Genomic DNA, 24,335 nt, shown 5'->3' with positions numbered 1-24,335 from the left:
ACGAAAGGAAGGCCAAGCATGCGGGACCGTTTCAAGCGATCGGTCGAGCGGCTGCTGCCGGCCGAAGCACGGCTGGGTGACCTGTTCTGGCCGTTCCACCGCACGCCCGAGCGCAAGGCGCCCGTCGCCCGGCGGCGGCCGGCCGGCTCTTCCACGCTCACCGAGGTCACCGGCTTCGGCAGCAATCCGAGCAGCCTGCGCATGTTCGAGCATATCCCGGAGGGCCTGCCTGCCGGGCGTCCCCTCGTGCTGGTGCTGCACGGCTGCCGGCAGGACGCGGAAAGCTACGACCGCGCCGCCGGCTGGGCCTCGCTCGGCGAGGAGCGCGGCTTCGCCGTCGTCTATGCCGAGCAGCGCGAGGCGAACAACCCGCGGCGCTGTTTCACCTGGTTCCGGCCGAGCGAGGTGATGCGCGACCGGGGCGAGCTGATGTCCATCCGCCAGATGGTGGCGCATGCGGCCGAGCGGGCGGGCAGCGACCCGGAGCGCATCTTCGTCACCGGCCTTTCCGCCGGCGGCGCGATGGCCGCGGCGATGCTCGCCAACTATCCCGAGCTCTTTGCCGGCGGCGCCATCATCGCCGGCCTGCCGTTCGGCGCCGCGCGCGATGCGACCCGCGCCTTCGACGCCATGGGCGAGGCGCCGGAACGCACCGCCCGCGAATGGGGCGACCTCGTGCGCGCCGTTTCCCCGCGCATCGCCCGCAAGCCGGCCATATCGATCTGGCACGGCACGGCGGACGAGACCGTCTCGCTCTCGAACGGCCTCGCGCTCGTCGAGCAATGGCGCGACCTCTACCGCCTGCCGGAGGACGCCTTCGTGGAAAAGCGCATGAAGGGCCGGCGCACCCGCATCTGGCCGGACAAGGACGGCCGCCCGCTCGTCACCTTCCACGCGATCGACGGCATGGGCCACGGCACGCCGGTGCTCTCAGGCGAAGGCGGCGGCTACGCGGTGTCCGCCGAGCCCTTCATGCTGGAAGCGGGCTTTTCCTCGACGCTGGAGATCGCCAAGGAATGGGGCCTGACGCGCAAGTGGAAGCGGTAGGGGCTGCGCCATTCTTCCCGGTTGCCCCTCACCCCGCAAGAGGGGAGAGGGGACGTGCCCCACGAACGGGCATTGCTGGAGGAAAACGGTGCATCCTATTCCCTTCGCCCCGCAGCCAAGGAGAAGGTGGCCGGCAGGCCGGATGAGGGGCAACCGCATAGACGAGTTGCCGGAGAGATGGGGGCCGGTCCGTTCGAAGGGATGCGGCCGGGTAGAGGTCTCGCGCCCGCTCACCCCAGCAGCCACTCGTGCTCCTTCGCGTTGTGGAACTTCCACACCCGCTTCGGCCCGGCCATGACGTTGAGGTAGTAGAGGTCGTAGCCGTGGATGGTGGCGCAGGGGTGGTAGCCTTTCGGCACCAGCGTCACGTCGCCGTCCTCCACCGCCATCGCCTCGTCGAGCGAGCGGTCGTCCGTGTAGACGCGCTGGAAGGCGAAGCCCTGCGGCGGGTTGAGGCGGTGGTAGTAGGTCTCTTCGAGCAGGCTCTCGTTCGGCAGGTCGTCCCGGTCGTGCTTGTGCGAGGGGTAGGAGGATGTGTTTCCGTTCGGCGTGATCACCTCGACGACCAGCAGCGAACGGGCCGAGTTGTCGTCCTCCGGCATGATGTTGTGGACGTGGCGGACGTTCGAGCCCTTGCCGCGCGTCAGCTTCGGATGCGTGCCGGGCGGGATGGCCTTCGCCCTGTAGTCGCCGCCGCCGGGCGCCGAGCAGACGGCGAGCTCCAGGTCCGTCTCCGCCGTCACCGACCAGTTGGAATCGGCCGGAACGTAGAGCGCGTGCGGCGGCCCGTCGAACGGGCTCATGCGCTCGCCGATGACGCCGAAATCCTCGCCGCCCGCCGTCGCCTTGCCCTTGCCGGAAATCCACACGAGGCAGACCTCGCGGCTTCCCGTCTCCGCCGCGACGATCTCGCCCGGCTTCATGCGGTGCAGGTCGAAGCCGACATAGGTCCATCCGGCGTTTTCCGGCGTCACATGGCTGACGCGGCCATGGGTGCCCTCGGGTTTTCTGAGCAGGTTCGGCATGAGCGTGTTCCTATCCTTTCGGGAAGCCTTCCGTCTCCACGGTATAGCCCGCGGCCGTCATGACGCGCATCAGCTCCGCATGACCGATCTCGGCCATCTTCTGCGGCGGCGCCTTGCGCGGGTCCTGCTCGGCCTCCACGACGAACCAGCCCTCGTAGCCGTAATCGGCAAGGCGCCGGACGATGGCGCCGAAATCGAGCGAGCCGTCGCCGGGCACCGTGAAGGCGCCGAGCGCCACCGCGTCGAGGAAGGACTGTTTGCTGCGGTCGATCCCGTCGATCACGGCCTTGCGGATGTCCTTGACATGGACGTGGTTGATGCGGGCATGGTGGTTGTCGATGGCGCGCAGCACGTCGCCGCCGGCAAAGGCGAGGTGCCCCGCATCGAGCAGCAGCGGGATGCCTTCGCCGGAATTGTTCATGAAGGCGTCGAGCTCCGGCTCGGTCTCGACGACGGCGGCCATGTGGTGGTGGTAGGAGAGCGGCATGCCCCGGTCGGCACACCATTCGCCGAATTCCGTGACCCTGCGCGCATAGGCCTTCATCTCGTCGTCGGAAAGGCGCGGCTTGGTGGCGAGCGGCTTGGAACGGTCGCCCTGGATGGACCGGGCCACCTCGCCATAGACGATGCAGGGCGCATCGACCGCCTTGAACAGCTCGATCATCGGCGCGATGCGGTCCTTGTTGGCGGCAAGCTCCTCGTCGACCAGCGTGCCGGAGAACCAGCCGCCGCACAGCGTCACGTCGGCCGCACGCAGGATGGGCAGCATCTCCTCGGGATTGGAGGGAAAGCGGCGGCCCTGCTCCATGCCGGTGAAGCCGGCGCTGCGGGATTGCCGCAGGCATTCCTCCAGCGAGACGTCGTCGCTGAGTTCGGGAAGGTCGTCGTTCCACCAGGCGATGGGCGACATGCCGAGTTTGGCTTTCATCTGCGGTCTCCTTGGGGAAGGCGATGGGCCTTCCGTGTTATTGTCTCTCCCTCCCTCTCTTTCGTCATCCTCGGGCTTGGCCTGAGGATCCATGCCACGCCCTCCGGTGCGCCGCGTGGGGGGCGAATCCTCGGGTCAAGCCCGAGGATGACGGAGGAGAGGAGGGCGGGTATCTCTTCTCTATCCTAGCCGATCCGCTGGGCTTCGAGCGCCTTCTCATAGGCCGCGCGCGCCTTGTTGACCTCGGCGCGCGGGCTGACCTCGGGCACCGCGACGTCCCACCAGTGGCCGCCGGCCTCGGTGGTGACCAGCGGGTCCGTGTCGATGACGATGACGGAGGTGCGGTCGTTGCCCTTGCTTTGCTCGATGGCCGTTTCGAGGTCGGCGATGGAGGAGACCTTGACGGCGACCGCGCCCATGCTTTCCGCATGCGTCCGGAAGTCGATGTCCGGCATGGTCTCGATCATCGCGTCCTTGAGGAGGTTGTTGAAGTTCGCCCCGCCCGTGCCCATCTGCAGCCGGTTGATGCAGCCGTAGCCGCGGTTGTCGAGCACGACGACGGTAAGCTTCCTGCCCAGCATGATCGAGGTCGAGAGCTCGGAATTCATCATCATGTAGGAGCCGTCGCCGACCATGACGACGACATCCGCCTCCGGTCGCGCCAGCTTGACGCCGAGCGCCCCGGCGATCTCGTAGCCCATGCAGGAAAAGCCGTATTCCATGTGGTAGCCGCCCGGCTTCACCGCCTGCCAGAGCTTGTGCAGCTCGCCCGGAAGCCCGCCGGCCGCGCAGACGAGGATGGAATTCTCCCCGCCGATCGTGCGCTGCACCGCGCCGATGACCTGCGCGTCGGAGGGAAGGGCCGCGTTGGTCGCGGCGGTCGCCTTGTTCGCGGCCGCCATCCATTCGTCCTTGCGGGCTTTCGCTGCCCCCTCGACCGCGGCCGGCGCCTTCCAGCCGCCGAGCGCTTCGGAAAGCAGCGTCAGCCCCTCGCGCGCATCGGCGACGAGCGGCTGGCTGCCGTGCTTGGCCGCGTCGAAGGGCACCGTGTTGAGGCCGATCATCGTGACGGCCTCGTTCTTGAAGAGCGCCCAGGAGCCGGTGGTGAAGTCCTGGAGGCGCGTGCCGACGGCGAGGATGACGTCCGCCTCCTCGGCAAAGGCGTTGGCCGCCGAGGTGCCGGTGACGCCGACAGAGCCCATGGCGAGCGGATGGTCGTCGGGGATTGCCGACTTGCCGGCCTGCGTGACGGCGACCGGGATGCCGTGCATGCCGGCGAAGGCCTTCAGCTCGGCCGTCGCCTGCGAATAGAGGACGCCCCCGCCGGCGATGATCAGCGGCTTTTCCGCCTTGCGCAGCGTGGCGATGGCGGCGGCAAGCTCTTCCGCGTCCGGGCGCGGGCGGCGGTGGGTCCAGACCTTCTCCTCGAAAAGGCTCGCCGGATAGTCGTAGGCTTCCGCCTGCACGTCCTGGCAGAGCGAGAGCGTCACGGGGCCGCAGTCGACCGGGTCCGTCAGCACCTGCATGGCGCGCTTCAGCGCGGGGACGATCTGCTCGGGGCGGGTGATGCGGTCGAAATAGCGCGAGACGCAGCGGAAGGCGTCGTTGACCGAGACGGTGCCGTCGCCGAAATCCTCGATCTGCTGGAGCACCGGGTCGGGGATGCGGTTGGCGAAGACGTCGCCGGGCAGGAAGAGGACGGGCAGGCGATTGACATGCGCGACGCCGGCCGCCGTCACCATGTTGAGCGCGCCGGGGCCGATGGAGGTGGTGCAGGCCATGAAGCGCTGGCGGAAGCTCGCCTTGGCGAAGGCGACCGCCGCGTGCGCCATGCCCTGCTCGTTATGGGCGCGCAGCGTCGGCAGCTCCTCGCGCACATGGTAGAGCGCTTCGCCCATGCCCGCGACGTTGCCGTGGCCGAAGATGGCCCAGACGCCCGCGAAGATCGGCACCTTCCTGCCGTCCACGACGGTCATCTGCGCCTTCAGGAAATGCGCGACGGCCTGCGCCATCGTCAGCCGGATCGTCTTTGCCATGGGGTCCTCCCGCAATTTCATTTTCACTTCGCTCGCGTCGCGCTCCCTCTCCCCCGCAAGGGCGGGAGAGGGAAGCATGCCGCAGCCTCATCCGAGACCGCGCGTCCTCAGCCACGCGTCGGTCAGCTCGCGGAAGCGGCCGGCCATGTCGGCGATCGCCGCCTCGTCGTCCATCCTGCCGGCCATCCAGGCGCGGGCGGCCTCGATGAAGATGGTGCGGCCGACGGCAAAGCCCTTCACGGCCGGCGCCACCTTCGTCGCCTCGAACGCCTTCACCAGCTCCTCCGTCGGCGCCTCCAGCCCGAGCAGCACGATGCCGCGGCAATAATCGTCGTTCCTTGTGATCACCGCCTCGATGTTCCGCCACGCCTCGCTGGATGCCTGCGGCTCCAGCTTCCACCAGTCCGGCTTGATGCCGAGGTCGTAGAGCTCCTGCAATGCGGTCGACACCGTATCATCCGCGAGCGGCCCGTTCTTGCCGGCGATGATCTCGATCAACAGTTCGCGCCCGACGCGGCGCGCGGCCTCGAAAAGCGTGCGCAGCTTCTCCTGCTGCTCGGCCTTGAGCCCCGCCGGGTCGTCCGGATGATAGAAGCACAGGCATTTGATGCAATGGTCGAGCGGCCATTCCACGAGTTGCGAGCCGATGTCCTGGCTGAACTCGAAGCGCAGCGGCCTGGAGCCCGGCAGCTCGACGGGCCGGCCGAGCCAGGTGAAGTTCTTCGTCGCGGCGTCGAAGAAGGCATCGCGCCCGAAGCGCTCGTCGATCAGCATGCCGTAGCCCGGCCGGCCTTCGCCGACGCGCGCGGCGGCCTCGACGGTGAGGCGCTTGAACGCGGAAATCCTCTCGTGCGGCACGCCGAGCTCGTCGGCGACGTCGACGAGCTGCATGCGGTGGTCGCAGGCGAGCGCCATGAGGAGCGGGATGCCGCCCTGCTTGCGGTTCGTCGCCCAGTGGATGTGGTTGATCGCCTCGTCCTTCCTGAGCGCCCGGTGCCGGCTGCCGTTTTCCAGGAAGAAGGTCAGTTCCTCCCAGCTCGGATATTCCGGCGAGCAGAGCAGGCGCGAGACGGCGAAGGCGCCGCAGGCGTTGGCCCAGGTGGCGGAGGTCGCATGGTCCTTTCCGGTGAGCCAGCCGCGCAGGAACCCGGACATGAAGGCATCGCCCGCGCCGAGCACGTTGTAGACCTCGATGGGAAAACCCTGGCCGACGATACCGTCCTCCAGGTCGTCCGAGATCGGCCCGTCATAGACGATGCAGCCCATCGCGCCGCGCTTGAGGACGATGGTGGCCGGCGAGACGGCGCGGATCGCCTTCAGCGAGGAGAGCACGTCGTCGGCGCCCGAGGCGATCATGATCTCCTCTTCCGTGCCGACGATGAGGTCGCAGTCCGGCAGCACGGACTTCATGATGGCCGAGACGCGGTCGGACTTCACGTAGCGCTCGAAGCCTTCCGCATGGCCGGCAAGGCCCCAGAGGTTCGGCCGGTAATCGATGTCGAAGATGACCTTGCCGCCGTTCTCCTTGGCGATGCGGATCGCCTTGCGCTGCGCGGCCTCGGTGTTGGGGCGGGAGAAATGGGTGCCGGAGACCAGCACGGCGCGGGAGGAACGCACGAAATCCTCGTCCACGTCGTCCTCGTCGAGCGCCATGTCGGCGCAGTCCGTGCGCACGAAGATCATCGGCGAGACGCCTTCGGCCTCGATTGCGAGCAGCACGAGCGCCGTCAGGCGCTCCCGGTCGGTGCGGATGCCCGCGACCTCGACGCCCTCGCGGGCGCATTGCTCGCGGATGAAGCGGCCCATCTGCTCGTCGCCGACGCGGGTGATGAGCGCGGACCTGAGGCCGAGGCGGGCGGTGCCGATGGCGATGTTGGCCGGGCAGCCGCCGACGGATTTGGCGAAGGAGGCCGTGTCCTCCAGGCGCGTGCCGAGCTGCTGGCCGTAGAGATCGACGGACGAGCGGCCGATCGTGATGACGTCGAGCGTCCGGCCCTGGTCGCGGTCAATATGGGGCATGTCGTCCTCCCGGTCTTACGGCGCCGTCATGGAAGCGCGGCGGCATTGCGGGAAAATGAAACATGAATTCCATTATTATGTCAATTCGGAATATACATTCCGTTTTTATTCCACGGCATTCCGCCCGGACCGCCTGAGGCTGCGCCGCTTTTCCGCGATCGCGACGGGCAGCGCCATGGCGAGCGCCATGGAGGCGGAAAGCGAGCGGAAGCCGGCATAGTCCGCCTCGGACACCTCGAACCAGTGGGTGGCGGAGGCGGCCAGCGGCGAGAAGACCGAGTCGGTGATGGCGACGATCGGCACGCCGCGGGCGGCGAGTTCCTGCGCCTGCGTCAGGCTTTCGGCGGCATAGGGCGAGAAGCTGGCGGCGATGACGGCGTCCCTGGCCGTCGCGAACTGCACCATTTCGGGATCGATGCCGTTCGGCGAGGCGATGATCTGGTGGCGGATGCCGAGCTTGCCGAAGGCATAGGCGATGTGCGCCGTCAGCGGATAGGAGCGGCGCTTGGCGACGAGATAGATGGTCTCGGCACGCGCCAGCAGCTCGATGGACTTGGAGAAGGTCTCGCCGTCGATGGTGCTGGCGAGCCGGGCGACGGACTGGCTCGCCGCCGTCAGGAAGCCCGAGAGCAGTTCCGTGTCGCTGTTGGCCGCCGGCCCCGCCTCCAGCGAGAGCAGCCGTTCCTCGTAGGAAAGCGTCCTATCGCGCAGCCGCGCGCGAAAGACGTTCTGGAGGTCGGAAAAGCCCTCGTATCCGAGGTGGTGGGCGAGGCGCACGAGCGTCGAGGGCTGCACGTCGGCCGCCGTCGCGATGCTCGCCGCGGTGCCGAAAGCCATCTCGTCCGGGTTGGACAGCGCATAGGCCGCCACCTGCGCCAGCCGCTTCGGCATGGTCGACTTGCGTTCGATGATGACGCTGCGCAGGCTGTCGAAATCGCGGGGCACGCGCGCAAGGGCCGCTTCGCTGTTGTTCATGGATCCGTTCTCCCTCATGCGGCCATTCTGCGACAAATGAAATAAATATTCCATATCGTCAGAAAAGATAGTTTCCGTTCCAAATCTTTCCCGCTATGCATTGCGCCCGGAACGCCGTGGGCGAGATATAGCAATTCCGGCACGGCCGCGTAGCGGTTTTACGCCCGGAGCGGCGCACGGACAAAGCGGAGGAAGGATTCGTCATGAAGGCCCTGGGTATAGGACTGATCGGCACGGGCTACATGGGCAAGTGCCATGCGCTCGCCTGGAACAATGTCAGCACGGTCTTCGGCGACGTCGAACGCCCGCGCCTCGTCCATCTCGCCGAGGCCGATACCGGCCTTGCCGCGGCCCGCGCCCGTGAATTCGGCTTCGCCAGGTCGACCGCGAACTGGCGCGACCTGCTTGCCGACGAGGAGGTCGACGTGGTCTCCGTCACGACGCCCAACCAGTTCCACGCCGAAATGGCGATCGCCGCGCTGGAGGCCGGAAAGCACGTGTGGTGCGAGAAGCCGATGGCGCCGGCCCTTGCCGATGCCGAGCGCATGCTCGCCGCCCAGCGCTCCTCCGGCAAGGTCGCGGTCATGGGCTACAACTACATCCAGAACCCGGTGGTGCGCCACATCCGCGCGCTGATCGACGAGGGCCGGATCGGCACGGTCAACCATGTCCGCATCGAGATGGACGAGGACTTCATGGCCGATCCGCAAGCGCTGTTCTACTGGAAGAGCGAGGCGTCCTCCGGCTACGGCGCGCTCGACGATTTCGCCGTGCACCCGCTTTCGCTGCTGTGGAGCCTGTTCGGCCATGTGGAGGCGGTCATCGCCGCGCTCGCGAAACCCTATGCCGACCGGCCGCTGAAGGAGGGCGGGCGCCGCGCCGTCGAGAACCACGACATCGCGAGCGTGCTCATGCGCCTTCCCGGCGGCATTTCCGGCGTGCTGATGGCCAACCGCGCGGCCTGGGGCCGCAAGGGCCGCATCGCGCTGCAGATCTACGGCTCGAAGGGCTCGATCCTCTACGACCAGGAGCGCATGAACGAGTTCCAGCTCTACACGGCCGACGGCCGCGCCACCGAGCAGGGCTTCTCCACGATCCTCGCCGCCCCGCACCACAAGCCCTACGACCGCTTCATCCCGGCCCCCGGCCATGGCCTCGGCTTCAACGACCTGAAGGTCATCGAATGCCGCGAGCTGATCGCCGCCATCGCCGGCATGGCCTCCCATTCCATCGACTTCAACCATGGCCTGCGCATCGAGAAATCCGTGCATGCGATGGCGCGGTCCTTCCGCGAGGGGCGCTGGGTGGAGATCGGCGCGGCGTGATTTTTCGCCGGCCGGGCCAAAAAAATCCGGTTGCATGCTCATTGAAACGGCATGGGCCATACGTAATACTGGCGGCAATAATGCCGGAGGGAAGGGCATGTTCAAGCGAATGCAAAAACGCTGGGCGCCGGTCTTCTTTGTCTCGATTGCTGTCATTGTGTTCAATGCGGGCGCCGCAGAGGCGAAACGCGTTGCATTGCTGATAGGCAACCAGAAATACGAAGAGACGGCCCAGCTTAACAATCCTGCGAACGACGTGGAGCTGATGCGCGCCTCGTTCGAGAGCGCAGGCTTCGATTCCGTGAAGACCGTCTTCGATCTCGACCGCGCCGCGATGGTCAAGGCGCTGCGCGAGTTCGAGGACGACTCGATCGATGCGGAAATGGCGGTGGTCTATTATTCCGGCCATGCCATGGAGATGAACGGGGTCAACTATCTGATCCCGGTCGACGCGGCGCTGAAGAGCGACCGCGACGTGGAGGACGAGAGCGTCGCCATCGACCGCGTCCAGCGCTCGCTGGAAGGCGCCAAGAAGCTGAAGCTCTTCATTCTCGACGCCTGCCGCAACAACCCGTTCGCCCAGTCGATGACCCGCTCGATCGGCACCCGCGCCGTGACGCGCGGCCTTGCCCGCGTCGAGCCCGAATCGGCCGACACGCTGATCGCCTTCGCCTCGAAGGCCGGCACGGTGGCGCTCGACGGGGAGGGCAGGAACAGCCCGTTCGCCACGGCGCTGGCCAAGTACCTGACGGAACCCGGCCTCGACGTGCGCATCGCGCTCGGCAAGGTCCGCGACGAGGTGGTGCAGGCCACCAACCGCGAGCAGGAGCCCTTCGTCTACGGCTCGCTCGGCGGCGCGCAGATCTTCCTCAACATCAAGGAAGTGAACATCAACGTCACCAACAGCGGCAACACGCAGGAGGTCTCGCCGAACGGCCAGTCCGAGGCGGCGGCCGACTGGCAGAACATCCGCGACCTTGCCGACGAGGACCTGATCAGCGCCTTCATCGCCAAGCACGGCAAGGACCCGGTCTACAAGATGCTGGCGGAGAAGAAGCTCGCCAGCCTCAAGGAGGCCACCCAGAACGACGGCCAGGATGCCGCCGGCATCGCCTGGGAAGCGCTCAAGGGCTCGACCGATGCGGCCGCGCTCCAGCGCTTCATCGAGCGCTATCCGGACAGCACGCACCGCAGCGAGGCCGAACAGCTCATCGCCGCGCTGGAGCCGAAGAAGGGCCTCAGCGTCGACCTGACGTCCAAGGAGACGCCGGCCTCGCGGGACTGCTACCTGCTCGCCGGCGAACCGCAGTCGCTGCCGGGCTTCATGGGCGTCAACTTCCTGAAGATCGACGCCAAGCGGGCGCTTGCCGCCTGTGCGCAGGCCGTCAACGAAAACCCGTCCGACGGCATGCTGGTGAACCTGCTCGGCCGCGCGCACGACGCCGACCGCAACTATGTCGAGGCCCGGCGGAACTACGAGAAGGCCATCGAGCTCGGCAACATGTACGCGCTCACCAACCTCGGCTGGTTCTCGATCTACGGCACGGACGGCCCGGTCGACGTGCCGAAGGGCCTCTCGATGTTCGAGAAGGCGTCGATCGCCGGCAATGCCTACGCCCAGGCCTCGCTCGGCTGGCTCTACCGCGAGGGCTACGGCGGCACGCGCCAGGACTACAACGAGGCGGTGAAGTGGTATCAGCAGTCGGCCAACCAGGGCTATGCCAATGCCATGGCGACGATGGGCTGGTTCTACCGCGAAGGCCTCGGCGTGTCGCAGGATTACGTCCAGTCGCTCGCCTGGTATCGCAAGGCCGCGGACGCCGGCGACGCCAACGCCATGTCCTCGCTCGGCTGGGCCTACCAGAACGGCCTCGGCACGGCACAGGACTACGCGCAGGCCAAGATCTGGTACGAGAAGGCCGCCAATATCGGCGATTCCTACTCGATGGCCTCGCTCGCCTGGCTCTACGACGTCGGCAACGGCGTGAAGCAGGACTATGTGGAAGCCCGCTACTGGTATGAGAAGGCCGCCAATGCCGGCAGCGCCTATGCCATGGGCAACCTGTCGCGCCTCTACGACCAGGGCCTCGGCACGCCGGCCGATGCCAAGGAAGCCGTGCGCTGGGCCGCCGCGAGCGTCGAGAGCGGCGATGCCAACAAGCTGAAGGAGCTGAAGGAGACCCCCGGCAACTTCACGGCCGCCTTCCGCATGGAGATGCAGAACCTCCTGCGCGAGCGCGGCCATTACAGCGGCTCGTCGGACGGCGAGTTCGGCCCTGCGACGCTGGCCGCGATCGACAAGCTCGCGACGGGCCGCAACGACGGCTCGCTGTCGAGCTCCACCACGACCACGACCACGACCACGACGACGACCGGCCAGTCGACGGCCACGCTCACTGGCTCGGATGCCGACCAGTGCTATGAGCTGGCCGGCGAACCGAACCTGCGCCCGGGCTTCGTCGGCAAGCTCTTCGCGCAGATCGACTACGGCCGCGCGATCCCGGTCTGCGAGGCGGCGCTCAGCGCCAATCCGTCGGACAACATGATCCGCAACATGCTGGGCCGTGCCCACGACGCGGCGCGCAACTTCCAGAAGGCGCGCGAGCACTACCAGAAGGCGGCCGACGAGGGGAACCTCTACGCGCTGACGAACCTTGCCTGGTACTCGATCTACGGCACGGACGGCCCGGTCGACATGGCCAAGGGCACCCGCATGTTCGAGCAGGCCTCGAATGCCGGCAATCCCTATGCCCAGGCCTCGCTCGGCTGGCTCTACCGCGAAGGCTACAACGGCACGCGCAAGGACTATGACGAGGCGATCAAGTGGTATCGCAAGGCCGCCGAGCAGGGCTATGCCAATGCGCAGGCCACGATGGGCTGGTTCTACCGCGAGGGCCTCGGCACGCCGCGGGACTACGCCGTCTCGCTCGACTGGTACAAGAAGGGCGCGGAAGGCGGCGACGTCAACGCCATGTCGTCGGTGGGCTATGCCTACCAGTCCGGCCTCGGCGTCGCGGTCGACTATGCCGAGGCCCGCAGGTGGTACGAGAAGGCGGCCGCGTTCAACGACTACTACTCGATGGCCTCGCTCGGCTGGCTCTACGACGTCGGCAACGGCGTGAAGCAGGACTATGTCCAGGCCCGCGACTGGTACGAGAAGGCGGCGAACGGCGGCAACACCTACGCCATGGGCAACCTGTCCCGCCTCTACGACCACGGCCTCGGCACGCGCGCCAATGCCAAGGAAGCCGCTCGCTGGGCCGCCGCCAGCGTCGAGGGCGGCGACCAGGGCAAGCTGCAGGAGCTCAAGGGCTCGCCGGCGAACTTCACGCCGCAGTTCCGCAGGGAGTTCCAGCAGATCCTCAAGGACCGCGGCTACTACAACGGCCCGATCGACGGCGATTTCGGCGCCTCGACGCAGAACGCGATCGACCGCCTGGCCGCCCGCACCTGAGCCGCCCGGCCGGGTGCCAAAAAACCAAGCCGCTGGAAAGGCACCGTTTCCAGCGGCTTTTGCTTGGCTGCCAAGACACGCCGCAGGCGTTCCGAAGGTTATCGGGAACCGCCGGGTTTCGTGAGAATCGAGATGCGGCCGAAATCGTACTTCCTGTACGCCCGTCCCCCGCGGGACGCACTGCAACTCATTCCACGTCTTCGCGGGCGACGGAGGGGGAAAAGCCGCGTGTCTACCCGCGGTTCGCAGATACCATGCCGACCCGTTGGATCGGGGGGGGGATATCAAAGAGTGGGGACTGGCGGAGAAGAAGGGATTCGAACCCTCGATACCGTTTCCGGTATACTCCCTTAGCAGGGGAGCGCCTTCGACCACTCGGCCACCTCTCCGCTCGCGGTTTCACTATGCGGCATGGGCTGAGATTGCAAGGCTTTTTTCCATTTTATGCCGAAGTTTCTATAGCCTCTCCGGCATGCCGGCGAGGGGAACAGATGCGAACATATCCCCGGTCTCCGGCGCGTTCCCGAAAGCTTTCCGTGCGGCTTCCGCGCCGTTTCGCCCGGCCGGAAAATCGCGCGCCGGCGTGCGGACGCTCGTTGCGGAAAGGGAAGGTGCCGGCTTTGCGAGGCGCTGCCGCTCCCTGATTCCCTGGGCGCAAGCCGGTTCCCGCCGGCGCCGGACGGCTTCCTACTTCGCCTTGGCGCGGGCGGCCCGCTCCAGGATCGGCACGCAGATGTCGAGGTCGCCGGAAGCCAGGTGCGCATAGCGCATGGTCATCTGCAGCGTCTGGTGGCCGAGCCAGGTCTGGACGCGCCGGATGTCGATCCCGCCCTGGACGAGCCGGGACGCGCAGGTGTGGCGAAGGATATGGGGCACGATGTCCGGCTCCGCCCCCAGCCCCACCTCCTGCTTCGCCTCGTTCCACGCCGCACGGAACTTCGCCTGGACGATGCCGGTGAAGGGGCCGCGTTTGGTCCTCTCCGAGGCGTGGATCGCCGCCGCGGCCCGCTCCGTGAGCGGGACGGAGCGGCTCTTGCCGCTCTTGGTCAGCCAGAAGGTGACGCGCTCGCCGTGAATGTCCTGCCAGCGCAGGCCGATCCCCTCGCCGAGCCGTGCGCCGGTATCGATGAGGAAGATGCAGAAGCGGCCGTAGATGTCCGATTTCTCGTGCATCGCGGCAAAGAGGCGTTTTTCCTCGTCCGGCTCGAGAAAGCGGATCCGCCCCGCCTTCTCCTTCAGCCGCTTGAATTCCGGCAGGCTGCGGATGTCGCCCATCTTGTGCGCCTTGCGCAGCAGCTTGCTCAGCGCCGCCATCTTGCGGTTTATTGTGGCATTGCTGTTCCCGCGCTTGCGCAGCGCGGCGACCAGCCTGTCCAGCAACTCGTCCGTGAAATCGGAAAACTCCGCGCCGAACAGGATCTCGTCCAGTTCCCCGACGAAGGACGACACATTGTATTTGTGCGAGCCCGGCTCCCACAGGACATCGACATAGCGGTCGAGAAGCGTCCGGAGACTGACACGCCGGGCCGTCTGGTTACACGCATCAATGAGTTGATAATTCAGGCAATAAATAGCGTTTACTTGGGTGTGATTTGGCATGCTGACCCCTGTCGCTTCCCTCCCTGAACGCGCATTGGTTGCATTAAATGGTTACCGTTTCTTTCTGTTGGCCCAAGAGTCCGCTGAAACAAGAAGACCCGGCTTGAAAGCCGGGTCTTCCAACGAAGACAAAGTCAGGTTGGATTAGAATGCGCGTTCAAATTAGAAGTTGCGCTGAAGGCGAAGGAAACCGGTGACGGAGTCGCCAGCGATGTCTTCGTCGTAGTAATTGACGGTCGCCTTCAAGGCGAGGTTTTCAACCACGGTGTAATCCACGGTCAAACCACCCGTCCAGGCGTCGTTGCCGTTGATCAGGTGACGGTCACTGAAGTACTGGAAGCCGGGGGTGATGCGCAGCTTCTCCGTAGCCTGGAAGGCATAGTCGACCGCGATGCTCCATTCAGCTTCTTCAAAGTAGACGTTCGGGCCGCTGGCATACCAACCCGCCAACTCGAACGTGCCCGGACCAACTTCAGCGGACAGCCAAGCGCGGACGGCACCTTCTTCGAGTTCCGTGTCATAAGCGCCGAGCAGCTCGAAGCTCACGCCGCCCAGCACGGCACCGAGCATACCGGAGATACCGACACCGTTCGGCTTCGTGGATTCGATTTCATCGACGCTCAGGCCGGCACGGAAAGTTCCGGCGTCATAGACATAGCGGGCCGAGGTGAAGCGGGTGGTCGTGGAAGCGATTTCGGTTTCGCCGATAAGGTCGTCATCCCACCAGTTCAGGAACGTACCGACACGGAAGCCACCGAGCTCGATGTAAGCCTCCTCAACGTAGAAGCCGTCCGTATGATCGATCAAACTGCCGTTGGCATCATAGGTAAGGCTATTCGTAGCCCCACCCGGGAAGCCACGGCTGCTTTCCCCGTGGATAGCAATGAAGCTCGTCAGCGTGCCGAGTTCGGTATCCGACTTTGCATCAAACGTGACACGGGCACGCGTCCAAGAATCCCAGTCGGACGAACCCACCAGATCACGGCCGAACTCGGTCTGGAAACGAACGTAACCGCCGATCTTGAGGCAGGTCTCGGTGCCCGGGATGTAGAAGAAGCCGGTGCCGAAGGCGTCGCAGACGCGAACGTATTCCAGCGGCTCGGGTTCAGCAGCAACGATAGCGTCGGCGGCCTGTGCGCCGGATACTGCTGCGAGCGCAGCAGCGGAGCCGATGAGAAGGCTCTTGATGTTCATTTCTGACCTCCAGTCAAAGAGGCCCGGGCGTGCGTTCGCCGGCGCAGATCAACCTCCGGCACGCCAATTCACGCATATATAGAGAGTGGATGCGGGAAACGGGCGGCAGGCGCGGCCGCCGGCGGAAGGCAGATCCGCCTTGGTGCCCTCTCGAAAACGGGCCGGCTCCCCGCCGTTCGGCCCGCCGCAGGCCGCGCCGCGACTCGGCCGCGAATCGAGCAGCGGCGCCAGGCGCGATTCCCGCTTTTCATCCCGCCAGCGGTGCCCGCCGGCAAAGCGCGGCGCTTGTAAAAATGCCCGCCTGCCACCGTGAGGCGCCGAATTTGCCCCGTTCCTGCCGGCTTTGTGGCAGGCCGGCCCCGTCGAAAAGGGCGGCTAAGTGCCCGCTTCATAAGGCATTTTGTTAATGATCTTTAAACTTTTAGCGATCCGCACGGCCATTTTGTGTCCTTTGCGCAACAGGACGGGGCGAAGGCTGACACAAACCCCGCCTCGTTTCAGTTTGGAGATTGCTTACGCAAGCGCGTCTTGTATTTTCAGCTTCGGAAGCAGGGGCGGTTGATCGTCCGCTTCCTGAACTTGGGGATGGGGCAGGGAACGCTGTCCTTCAGCAAAAAACCCAGACCCGTTTGAAACTTTTTGACTGGAGGTCAGAAATGAACATCAAGAGCCTTCTTATCGGCTCCGCTGCTGCGCTCGCAGCAGTATCCGGCGCACAGGCCGCCGACGCTATCGTTGCTGCTGAACCCGAGCCGCTGGAATACGTTCGCGTCTGCGACGCCTTCGGCACCGGCTTCTTCTACATCCCGGGCACCGAAACCTGCCTCAAGATCGGCGGCTTCGTCCGCTTCCAGGTCGGCTTCGGCCGCGACGAGTACGGCAGCCTCAGCCAGGACTTCCTGCGCAGCCGCGACCATTCTGACTGGGATGCATTCACCCGCGGTCACGTGAACTTCGACGCACGCAACGACACCGAACTCGGCACGCTGCGCTCGTTCATCGCTCTCGAAGCCAACGCTGAAGACCAGGGCCGCAACGGCGGCTTCGGTATCGATGAAGCCTTCATCGAACTCGGCGGCTTCAAGGTCGGTTACTTCTACAGCTGGTGGGATAGCGGCATCAACGGCGAAACCGACTCGCTCGGCAACGTCACGCGCTTCAACTCGGTTGCTTACACCTATGATGGCGGCACCTGGCGTGCAGGCGCTTCGGTCGACGAAATCGAAGGCTACTTCCACCCGTTCACGCTTGAAACCCACCACAATGTCGGTATCGCCGGCACGGTCGGCTTCTCGCTCGGCGGCGTGAACCTCGACGTCCTCGGCGGCTACGACGCCGGCGTTGAAGAAGGCGCCATCCGCGCCATCCTGTCGGCTGAACTCGGCCCGGGCACCTTCCAGCTCGCTGGTATCTGGGCGTCCGACCCGAACGCTTACTGGGAAGCTTCCGAGTGGACCGTTGCTGCTTCGTACTCCTTCAAGGCTACGGAAAAGTTCACGATCACCCCGGCTGCTCAGTACTTCGGTGACCTCAACTTCGACGGCGCTGGTTCGCCCGACATGTGGCGCGTTGGCCTGACGGTCGACTACCAGATCGTCTCCGGCCTGAACTTCAAGGGTACGGTTGACTACAACGACATCAACGGTGACGACGACTTCGTTCGCGGCTTCCTCCGCCTGCAGCGCGACTTCTAATCTGAAGTTGAGCTAAAGATCGACCCGCAGTCTCTTCGAGGCTGCGGGTTTTTCGTTTTGGGCTATCCGTCTTGCCGCTCCCGGCCGGCGCGGGCAGGTCTCCGGATGACCTGCCGGAAAGCACGCCTAGAGGCGGTCCACGAACGCCTTTACCTGCGCGAACAGGCCGGAAAGATGGAGGAGCGGGGCATGGCCCTGGCCTTCGGCGGTCACGGTCTTCACGTTCGGGCCGTGCGCCGCCATGCGCGCCAGCGTTTGCGCCGAAAACAGCCGGGAATGTTCCCCGCGCACCACGAGCAGGGGGCGCTGCGCCAGCAGGCCGAATTGCGGCCAGAGCGTCGGCAGCGGCTTGCTGAAATCGATCGCCTGGAGTTGGTCGGCGAGTTTCGGATCGTGGTCGGCGACGATCCGCCCATCATCCCTTTGCGCATAGATGGCATCGGCCATGTCCAGCCAATCGGCGCGCGTCAGCGCCGGGAACGTCGGCCCGTGGATGCGTTCGAGCGCATCGGCCGCCGCCTCGAAGCTCGCCGGCCGGGAGCGTGCCGCCAGGTAGTCGCGGATCTCCTTCAGGCCTTCCGCCTCGATTTCGGGGCCGATGTCGTTGAGCACCGCGCCGGCGACGAGGTCGGGCTGCACCGCAGCCATGACATGCAGGATGAGCCCGCCGCGCGACGTCCCGACGAAGAGGCCGCGCGCGATGCCGAGCGCTTGGCACACCGCGATCACGTCGCGGCATTCGATGGATAGATTATAGTTCGCCGGATCGTCGTCATAGGCGGAAAGCCCGCGCCCGCGATAGTCGAGGGCGACGACGCGGCGGGGCGAGACGGGATCCTTCGAGACGAAAAGGGCGAACCGGTGGAAGTCGCGGGCGTTGCGGCTGAGGCCCGGCAGGCAGACGAGGGGAAGGCGCCCTTCTCCTCCCGAGGCGGGCCCGTAGTCCCGCGCATGCAGTTGCGGTCCGTCCGGGGCAGGAAAGAAGCGGCTGATGAAATCCGTCATGCGGTTGCGTGCCTGCTGCAGCGTGAAGCGGTTCCGGCCTAGGCGTGCAGCGGTTCCCGCCGAAAACCGGAGGATAGGACGTTTTCACGATCCTTAGAAAGGCGGAAATACGCGGGGAAGCGGGGGCGCTACCGCCCCACGCGCAGGTCATGCACGATGTCGGCCTTCTGGCCGAGCCGGGTCTTGTAGACCTGGTAGTTCTCCATGACGCGCTGCACGTAGCTGCGCGTTTCGGAGAAGGGGATGCGCTCGATCCAGTCCACCACCTCGTCGATGGGCTTGCCGCGCGGATCGCCGTAACGGGCGATCCATTGCGGCACGCGGCGGGGCCCTGCATTGTAGGCGATGAAGGTCAGCACGTAGGAGCCGCCGAAGTCGCTGATCTGCTCGCCGAGATAGTGTGCGCCGAGCGTGGCGTTATAGGCGGCGTCCGTCGTCAGCCGCTCCTTGGAATAGGCAAGGCCGTAGCGTTTGGCGACGCCCTGGGCGGTGCCCGGCAGAAGCTGGAGGAGGCCCTGCGCATTCGCGGGCGAGACGGCGGCCGGGTTGAAGGCGCTTTCCTGCCGCGCGATGGCATAGGCGAGCGCCTTGCCGGAGCCGGAGATGTTGGCGCCGTCGGGGATCACGCCGATCGGGAAGGCGAGCGCGGCGACGTCGATGCCGCGGCCGAAGGCGATCTTGCCGATCTGCAGGGAAAGCTGGTGGTTGCCGCTCTTTTCCGCCTGCGCGGCAAGAAGCGCCAGTTCGCCGGGATTTACCAGCTCGCCGGCGAGCGCCCGGTAGAGGCTGTCGGCGCGCCAGCCGTGGCCGGCGGCCTGCAGGCGGGCGATGGCCTGCACGGCCTCGCGCTGGTGGAAGCGGGTGCGCTCTTGCGTCGTCGGCGTCGGATAGGCGACGTTCAGCGCCGTGCGGCCGAGCCGCGCGGCGGCGAGCTGGCCGTAGAAGGTGCCGGGGAAGTTCGCCGCCTTGGCGAAAAAGTCCTTCGCCTCGCCCGGCCCGCCCTTTTCCGCCGCGCGCCCGAGCCAGTACCAGGCGCGGGAGACGGAAAGCGGCCGGTCGGAGGCTTGCAGGATGCGCTGGAAATGCTTTGCCGCGGTCTTCGCGTCGCCAAGGTCGCGCAGCGCGTACCAGCCGGCGTGGAACTCCGCCTCCACGATGTCCGTCGGCTCGTCCGCGCCATGGCGCGAGGCGATGCGGTAGGCGTCGCGGTGGTCGCCGAGATCGGCGAGCCCGCGGCTGACGATACGCTGCTCGTTCCACCAAGCGCCCGGATTGACGAGGCGCGCCGGGTCCTCCGGCATCGCGGCGAAGAGCTTTGCCGCCGCGCGGTACTCTTCCTTGTTCCTGAGATGGCGGATGCGTAGGAACGTATAGGCCGGGTCCTTCTGCCAGCGCGCGTCCACCGCCTTGATGAGGTCGCCGGCATTCCTGTTCTTGCGCAGGACGGCGGCCCAGGCGCGGTAGAGCGACTGCGCCTTGCCGAGATCGCCGAAACGCTGCGCCTGGTCGGCGCGGTCGCGATAGAGCAGCATGTCCATGCGCGCCTTGTGGTCCGCCGCCGTGAAGAGCGGGCCGAATGCGTCGAGCATCCGGCTTTCGAGCTCCTTGGAAAGGATTTCCTTGTGCCAGAAGGAACGCAGGATCTCCGTGGCGCGGGCCGTGTCGCCGCTTGCAACAAGCGCGCGGCAGAGCACGATGGCGCCCTCCGCCGTTTCGGGCCGCGTCGTGCCGAAGGCGGCGAGCACGTCGTCCGCCGGCGGGTTCTCGCGGGCGAGCGCCCGTTCGGAATGGGCGCGCAGCGCCTTCAGGCCCGGCCAGCCCTTGAGCTCGCGCTGGGCGCTCGCGATCTCCCAGGAGGGCACGCCCCGCTGGCCCGAAACCGCGATGGCCCAGGTCAGGATATGGCGGTCGAGGCTGTCGGCGGGCAGGCGGTTGCGCGCGGCGATGGCGGCGGCCGCATCGCGGTTGGAGAGCGCGTCGAGGCCTGCGCGCAGCTCGGCGCTTGCCGGCTGCAGGCTGTCCGAGCGCGGAATGGCATTCGTGATGATGTCCTTGGACGGCATGTCGGCCGCAAAGCCGAGCGGCCTTATCGCCGGCATGGAGCCGCCTTCGGCCTCCACCGGCGAGGAGCGCAGCGCAAGGCCGGCGACGCCGGCAAGCAGCAAGGCGCAAAGGGCAAAACTGTTTCTCGAGATCATGCTGCGTCCCGGATGCCTGACGGGCGGTGTCCGACCCCTGCTTTCCGCCCGAACTTCGACAATCATTAATCCTTTATCGCCTTAACGAAACCTTAACCGTGGCGCTCACTAAGCCGTGAACGCCGCCGCTTTCAACGCGACGGATCATGCGAGGTGGATATTCGTTCGCCTGCGCCGTTTCCGCCTTGATCGTGCATGAAAAACGCCAGCCGCGCCGCTTGCCGCATGACGGTCACATGATTATTGTGCGGCAGTTTTTAACCACGGAATACGGCCAAAGCATGTAAGCCGCACGGCAGCTCTGGTCCTAGGAGTTCTAGATGTTCAAGGGATCCATTCCCGCTCTCGTCACCCCCTTCACGAATGCCGGCGCCGTCGACGAAGAAGCCTTCGCCGCGCATGTGGAGTGGCAGATCGGCGAAGGCAGCCACGGCCTCGTGCCGGTCGGCACCACCGGCGAATCGCCGACGCTGTCGCATGACGAGCACAAGCGGGTGGTGGAGCTCTGCATCAAGGTCGCCGCCGGCCGCGTTCCGGTGATCGCCGGCGCCGGCTCGAACAACACGAAGGAAGCGATCGATCTTGCCCAGCACGCCGAAAAGGCCGGTGCGGACGCGATCCTCGTCGTCACGCCTTATTACAACAAGCCGACGCAGAAGGGTCTCTTCGCCCATTACGCCGCGATCGCCGAGGCCGTGAAGCTGCCCATCGTCATCTACAACATCCCGGGCCGTTCCGTGGTCGACATGACCCCGGAGACGATGGGCGCGCTCCACAAGGCGCATCCGTCGATCATGGGCGTCAAGGATGCGACGGGCAAGATCGAGCGCGTTTCCGAGCAGCGCATCGCCTGCGGCAAGGCCTTCGTCCAGCTTTCCGGCGAGGACGCGACGGCGCTCGGCTTCAACGCCCATGGCGGCGTCGGCTGTATCTCGGTCACGGCCAATGTCGCGCCGCGCCTTTGCGCCGAGTTCCAGAACGCCACGCTTGCCGGCGACTATGCCAAGGCCCTGGAATATCAGGACAGGCTGATGCCGTTGCACAAGGCGATCTTCCTGGAGCCCGGCCTTTGCGGCGCGAAATATGCGCTGCACCGCACGCGCGGCATGAACCGGACGGTGCGGTCGCCGCTCCTGTCGACGCTTGAGCCGGCCACCGAGGCGGCAATCGACGCGGCGCTTCGCCACGCCGGCCTGCTGAACTGACATGGCGACGAAAGCGCGTCCGACGACGGTCAGGAAGATTGTGGCGGAGAACCGCAAGGCCCGCTTCAACTACGAGATCGTGGATACCTACGAGGCCGGCCTTGTGCTGACCGGCACGGAGGTCAAGTCGCTGCGTGAAGGCAAGGCGAACATCGCGGAGTCCTACGCTTCGGACGAGGATGGCGAGCTCTGGCTGATCAATTCCTACCTTCCGGAATATCTCCAGGCGAACCGCTTCAACCACGAGACCCGCCGCCGGCGCAAGCTCTTGCTTTCGAGGCGCGAGATCCACCGCCTGCGCAACGCCATCAACCGCGAAGGCATGACCCTCGTGCCGCTGAAGATCTATTTCAACGACAGCGGGCGGGCCAAGCTCGAACTCGCGCTCGCCAAGGGCAAGAAGCTGCACGACAAGCGCGAGACGGAGAAGGAACGCGACTGGAACCGCCAGAAGAGCCGCCTGCTGCGCGACCGCGGCTGAGGCGGATCCGGCAAGGTGCCTTTTGCGCGCCGCGGAGGCGACGCGCCATTCCTCTTCAGAACTGGCTGTAAAGCTGTGCGATCACCGATTGCCGCGCATTCTGGGAAAGCTGTGCGCCGCTCGCCTCCGCCGGCATGTCCGGCGACGGGGCAGGGTTGGCGCTCGGCGTGCGCGGAACCAGGAACGAGGACATCAGCGCGTTGAGATCGTTGCTGTCGACGGCGAGCCGCGCGGCCGGGCTGCGGTCGGCGGCCACCCGTTCGTCCGTCGTCGCCTGCGACGGCGGCACGGCGTAGGAGGGCAGGGCGGAAATGCCCGCCAGGCTGCCCGGTGCGTAGAGGAAGCCGAGGTCGCCGGGGTCTTCCGCCGTGTCGGACGGGGCCAAGACCTCGGTGACGGGCTGCGGCAGCGCGAGGGCGGCAAGCGCCGCGGCGGCAGGGCGGCTCTCGGCGGCCGGCCGCACGTCGAGCGCGTTCGATGCGGCCCGGTAGCTGCTGCCCGAAAGCGAAACTGCGTCCACCATGTCTTAAGATGCCCGATGAGAATTGACTGTACGGTACCGTACTATCCGCAGAGTCTTGAAGAAGCTTGACGGGCAGGAAGGGGATTTGAATCGATGTTTAACGAAGCATTGAAAGCGCCGGCTCAAGGTTAGCGGCAGACCGCGCCCCACCTGCCGCCATCCTCGGCCTTGAGCCGGGCCCGTTCTTTTCAAGGCCGCCGTGTCGCCGCGGAAGGGCGGCTCAGTCCGCGACATTCTCCACCGGCTCCACCGCGCGCTGCGGGCGCTCGGAGGGGTCGCGGCCGATCTCGGCCTTGAGCGAGGCGAGGTCGATGAAATAGTCGGCCTGCCGGCGCAGGTCGTCGGCGATCATCGGCGGCTGGGTCTGCATGGTGGAGACGACGGAGACCTTGCGGCCGCGGCGCTGGAGCGCCTCGACGAGCGTGGTGAAATCGCCGTCGCCGGAGAAGATGACGAGGTGGTCGACCGTCTCGGACTGCTCCATCGCATCGATGGCGAGCTCGATGTCCATGTTGCCCTTGATCTTGCGGCGGCCGAGCGAGTCGGTGAATTCCTTGGCGGGCTTGGTGACGACCTTGTAGCCGTTGTAGTCGAGCCAGTCGATCAGCGGGCGGATGGAGGAATATTCCTGGTCCTCGATGAGGGCCGTGTAATAGTAGGCACGCAGGAGATAGCCGCGCTTCTGAAAGGCCTTGAGGAGCTTCCTGTAGTCGATGTCGAAGCCGAGTGTCCTTGATGCCGCATAGAGATTTGCGCCGTCGATGAAGAGGGCGATTTTCTCGCGGGGGTCGAACATATCGAGCAATCCTTTAAATAGAAGTTGAGGAAAACGGTTGAGTTTTGGCCGGTTATCGCCGCCGCAATGCACTAGGCGGTTGAATTATCTCTTTTTCATATAATCTTCATTTAGGGCAGCGCCGCGCGCTTTCCAAGCAAACCTAGGTTGCGTCGGTGATTTTTCCGGCCGATGCCGTTCGGGCGGATTCAAGAGCTTCGGAATTGAAGAATAGTTCCCGCATCTTACCTTCTCTGTCCGATGGTCCGGCCTTTCGCTTCCCCTAAGGGAAGGCCTCAACCACAGGTTATCCGGACCGCCGGACGGCGCCTCCTGCCGGGGTGGAAGGGAAGGAAAAACTTGAATTTGCCTTCCTTTGCCTGTATCGGGCATGCAAACTCCTGAAATTCTCGATCACAAAGGACAGGCAATGGCCCGTGTCACCGTTGAAGATTGCATTGACAAGGTAGACAACCGTTTCGAGCTGGTTCTTCTTGCAAGCCATCGTGCCCGCCTCATCTCGCAGGGCGCCGCCATCACCGTCGACCGCGACAACGACAAGAACCCCGTCGTGGCGCTGCGCGAGATCGCCGACGAGACCCTTTCGCCGGACGACCTCAAGGAAGACCTGATCCACTCGCTGCAGAAGCATGTGGAAGTGGACGAGCCGGAGCCCGATCCGGCAAGCCTCCTGGCCGAGGACGCCTCGGCCGTTACCGCCGACGAGGACGAGGACCAGCCGGAAACGATCGCCTTCGACCGCATGTCGGAAGAAGAGCTGCTCGCCGGCATCGAAGGCCTCGTGCCGCCGGAAAAGAGCGACGACTACTGAGAGCGAGGAATTAGGGGGTA

The 24,335-nt window shown here is 65.8% G+C and carries 18 protein-coding genes and 1 tRNA gene; 7 read left to right on the top strand and 12 right to left on the bottom strand.

Annotated features, from left to right (window positions below):
- The first annotated feature begins 18 nt into the window (after nt 1-18).
- Nucleotides 19-1,047, top strand: coding sequence for an extracellular catalytic domain type 1 short-chain-length polyhydroxyalkanoate depolymerase (locus ACIIOY_RS12730; RefSeq protein ID WP_411035046.1), 1,029 nt, complete (start codon nt 19-21; stop codon nt 1,045-1,047).
- Nucleotides 1,048-1,277: 230 nt separating this feature from the next.
- On the opposite strand, the gene iolB is transcribed toward ACIIOY_RS12730, so the two are convergent.
- The 5 genes from iolB to ACIIOY_RS12705 all read right to left on the bottom strand — a co-directional run bounded on the left by iolB (nt 1,278) and on the right by ACIIOY_RS12705 (nt 8,030).
- Nucleotides 1,278-2,072 (bottom strand): 5-deoxy-glucuronate isomerase, encoded by a 795-nt coding sequence (gene iolB, locus ACIIOY_RS12725; RefSeq protein WP_411035045.1) that lies wholly within the window; start codon nt 2,070-2,072, stop codon nt 1,278-1,280.
- Nucleotides 2,073-2,082: 10 nt separating this feature from the next.
- Nucleotides 2,083-3,000: a myo-inosose-2 dehydratase gene (gene iolE, locus ACIIOY_RS12720; RefSeq protein ID WP_411035044.1), complete on the bottom strand. Its 918-nt coding sequence runs from the start codon at nt 2,998-3,000 to the stop codon at nt 2,083-2,085.
- Nucleotides 3,001-3,185: 185 nt separating this feature from the next.
- Nucleotides 3,186-5,036 (bottom strand): 3D-(3,5/4)-trihydroxycyclohexane-1,2-dione acylhydrolase (decyclizing), encoded by a 1,851-nt coding sequence (gene iolD, locus ACIIOY_RS12715; protein WP_411035043.1) that lies wholly within the window; start codon nt 5,034-5,036, stop codon nt 3,186-3,188.
- A gap of 87 nt (nt 5,037-5,123) precedes the next feature.
- Nucleotides 5,124-7,055, bottom strand: a complete 1,932-nt coding sequence (locus ACIIOY_RS12710) for a bifunctional 5-dehydro-2-deoxygluconokinase/5-dehydro-2-deoxyphosphogluconate aldolase (protein ID WP_411035042.1) — start codon at nt 7,053-7,055, stop codon at nt 5,124-5,126.
- 105 nt (nt 7,056-7,160) lie between these two features.
- A complete protein-coding gene (locus tag ACIIOY_RS12705; protein ID WP_411035041.1) occupies nt 7,161-8,030 on the bottom strand; it encodes a MurR/RpiR family transcriptional regulator in 870 nt (289 codons plus the stop codon).
- Nucleotides 8,031-8,233: 203 nt separating this feature from the next.
- Between ACIIOY_RS12705 and ACIIOY_RS12700 the strand changes: the two genes are divergently transcribed.
- Together ACIIOY_RS12700 and ACIIOY_RS12695 are read left to right on the top strand one after the other, a co-directional pair.
- Complete coding sequence (locus ACIIOY_RS12700; protein ID WP_411035040.1) at nt 8,234-9,355, top strand: Gfo/Idh/MocA family protein; 1,122 nt, start codon at nt 8,234-8,236, stop codon at nt 9,353-9,355.
- A gap of 196 nt (nt 9,356-9,551) precedes the next feature.
- Nucleotides 9,552-12,809: a caspase family protein gene (locus ACIIOY_RS12695; RefSeq protein ID WP_411035039.1), complete on the top strand. Its 3,258-nt coding sequence runs from the start codon at nt 9,552-9,554 to the stop codon at nt 12,807-12,809.
- Between the two features lie 299 nt (nt 12,810-13,108).
- Here the strand turns inward: ACIIOY_RS12695 and ACIIOY_RS12690 are convergent.
- The 3 genes from ACIIOY_RS12690 to ACIIOY_RS12680 all read right to left on the bottom strand — a co-directional run bounded on the left by ACIIOY_RS12690 (nt 13,109) and on the right by ACIIOY_RS12680 (nt 15,602).
- Nucleotides 13,109-13,198 (bottom strand) — tRNA-Ser (locus tag ACIIOY_RS12690).
- Between the two features lie 298 nt (nt 13,199-13,496).
- Entirely contained in the window at nt 13,497-14,408 is a 912-nt protein-coding gene (locus ACIIOY_RS12685) for a tyrosine-type recombinase/integrase (protein ID WP_411035038.1), read from the bottom strand.
- Nucleotides 14,409-14,570: 162 nt separating this feature from the next.
- A complete protein-coding gene (locus ACIIOY_RS12680; RefSeq protein WP_411035037.1) occupies nt 14,571-15,602 on the bottom strand; it encodes a porin in 1,032 nt (343 codons plus the stop codon).
- 656 nt (nt 15,603-16,258) lie between these two features.
- Here ACIIOY_RS12680 and ACIIOY_RS12675 point away from each other — a divergent pair.
- On the top strand, nt 16,259-17,296 hold the full coding sequence (locus ACIIOY_RS12675; RefSeq protein ID WP_411035036.1) for a porin: 1,038 nt from the start codon (nt 16,259-16,261) through the stop codon (nt 17,294-17,296).
- Nucleotides 17,297-17,422: 126 nt separating this feature from the next.
- On the opposite strand, the gene ACIIOY_RS12670 is transcribed toward ACIIOY_RS12675, so the two are convergent.
- Nucleotides 17,423-18,301, bottom strand: a complete 879-nt coding sequence (locus tag ACIIOY_RS12670; protein WP_411035035.1) for an alpha/beta fold hydrolase — start codon at nt 18,299-18,301, stop codon at nt 17,423-17,425.
- A gap of 128 nt (nt 18,302-18,429) precedes the next feature.
- Nucleotides 18,430-20,499 carry a transglycosylase SLT domain-containing protein gene (locus tag ACIIOY_RS12665; RefSeq protein ID WP_411035034.1) on the bottom strand — a complete coding sequence of 690 codons (2,070 nt, stop codon included), beginning with the start codon at nt 20,497-20,499 and terminating at the stop codon, nt 18,430-18,432.
- A 320-nt stretch (nt 20,500-20,819) separates the two neighbouring features.
- Here ACIIOY_RS12665 and dapA point away from each other — a divergent pair, with 320 nt between their 5' ends.
- Together dapA and smpB are read left to right on the top strand one after the other, a co-directional pair.
- Complete coding sequence (gene dapA, locus ACIIOY_RS12660; RefSeq protein WP_411035033.1) at nt 20,820-21,704, top strand: 4-hydroxy-tetrahydrodipicolinate synthase; 885 nt, start codon at nt 20,820-20,822, stop codon at nt 21,702-21,704.
- 1 nt (nt 21,705) lies between these two features.
- Nucleotides 21,706-22,185: an SsrA-binding protein SmpB gene (smpB, locus tag ACIIOY_RS12655; RefSeq protein ID WP_411035032.1), complete on the top strand. Its 480-nt coding sequence runs from the start codon at nt 21,706-21,708 to the stop codon at nt 22,183-22,185.
- Nucleotides 22,186-22,240: 55 nt separating this feature from the next.
- Here smpB and ACIIOY_RS12650 read toward each other — a convergent pair whose 3' ends face one another.
- Both ACIIOY_RS12650 and ACIIOY_RS12645 read right to left on the bottom strand, forming a co-directional pair.
- Nucleotides 22,241-22,708 carry a hypothetical protein gene (locus ACIIOY_RS12650; protein ID WP_411035031.1) on the bottom strand — a complete coding sequence of 156 codons (468 nt, stop codon included), beginning with the start codon at nt 22,706-22,708 and terminating at the stop codon, nt 22,241-22,243.
- Between the two features lie 220 nt (nt 22,709-22,928).
- A complete protein-coding gene (locus ACIIOY_RS12645; protein WP_411035030.1) occupies nt 22,929-23,504 on the bottom strand; it encodes a LabA-like NYN domain-containing protein in 576 nt (191 codons plus the stop codon).
- Nucleotides 23,505-23,913: 409 nt separating this feature from the next.
- Between ACIIOY_RS12645 and rpoZ the strand changes: the two genes are divergently transcribed.
- Complete coding sequence (rpoZ, locus tag ACIIOY_RS12640) at nt 23,914-24,315, top strand: DNA-directed RNA polymerase subunit omega (protein WP_411035029.1); 402 nt, start codon at nt 23,914-23,916, stop codon at nt 24,313-24,315.
- Nucleotides 24,316-24,335: the final 20 nt, after the last annotated feature.

Source organism: Shinella agrisoli (assembly GCF_046557955.1).
In the GTDB taxonomy this organism is placed as follows: domain Bacteria; phylum Pseudomonadota; class Alphaproteobacteria; order Rhizobiales; family Rhizobiaceae; genus Shinella.
This window is presented reverse-complemented; position numbering and strand designations above follow the sequence as displayed.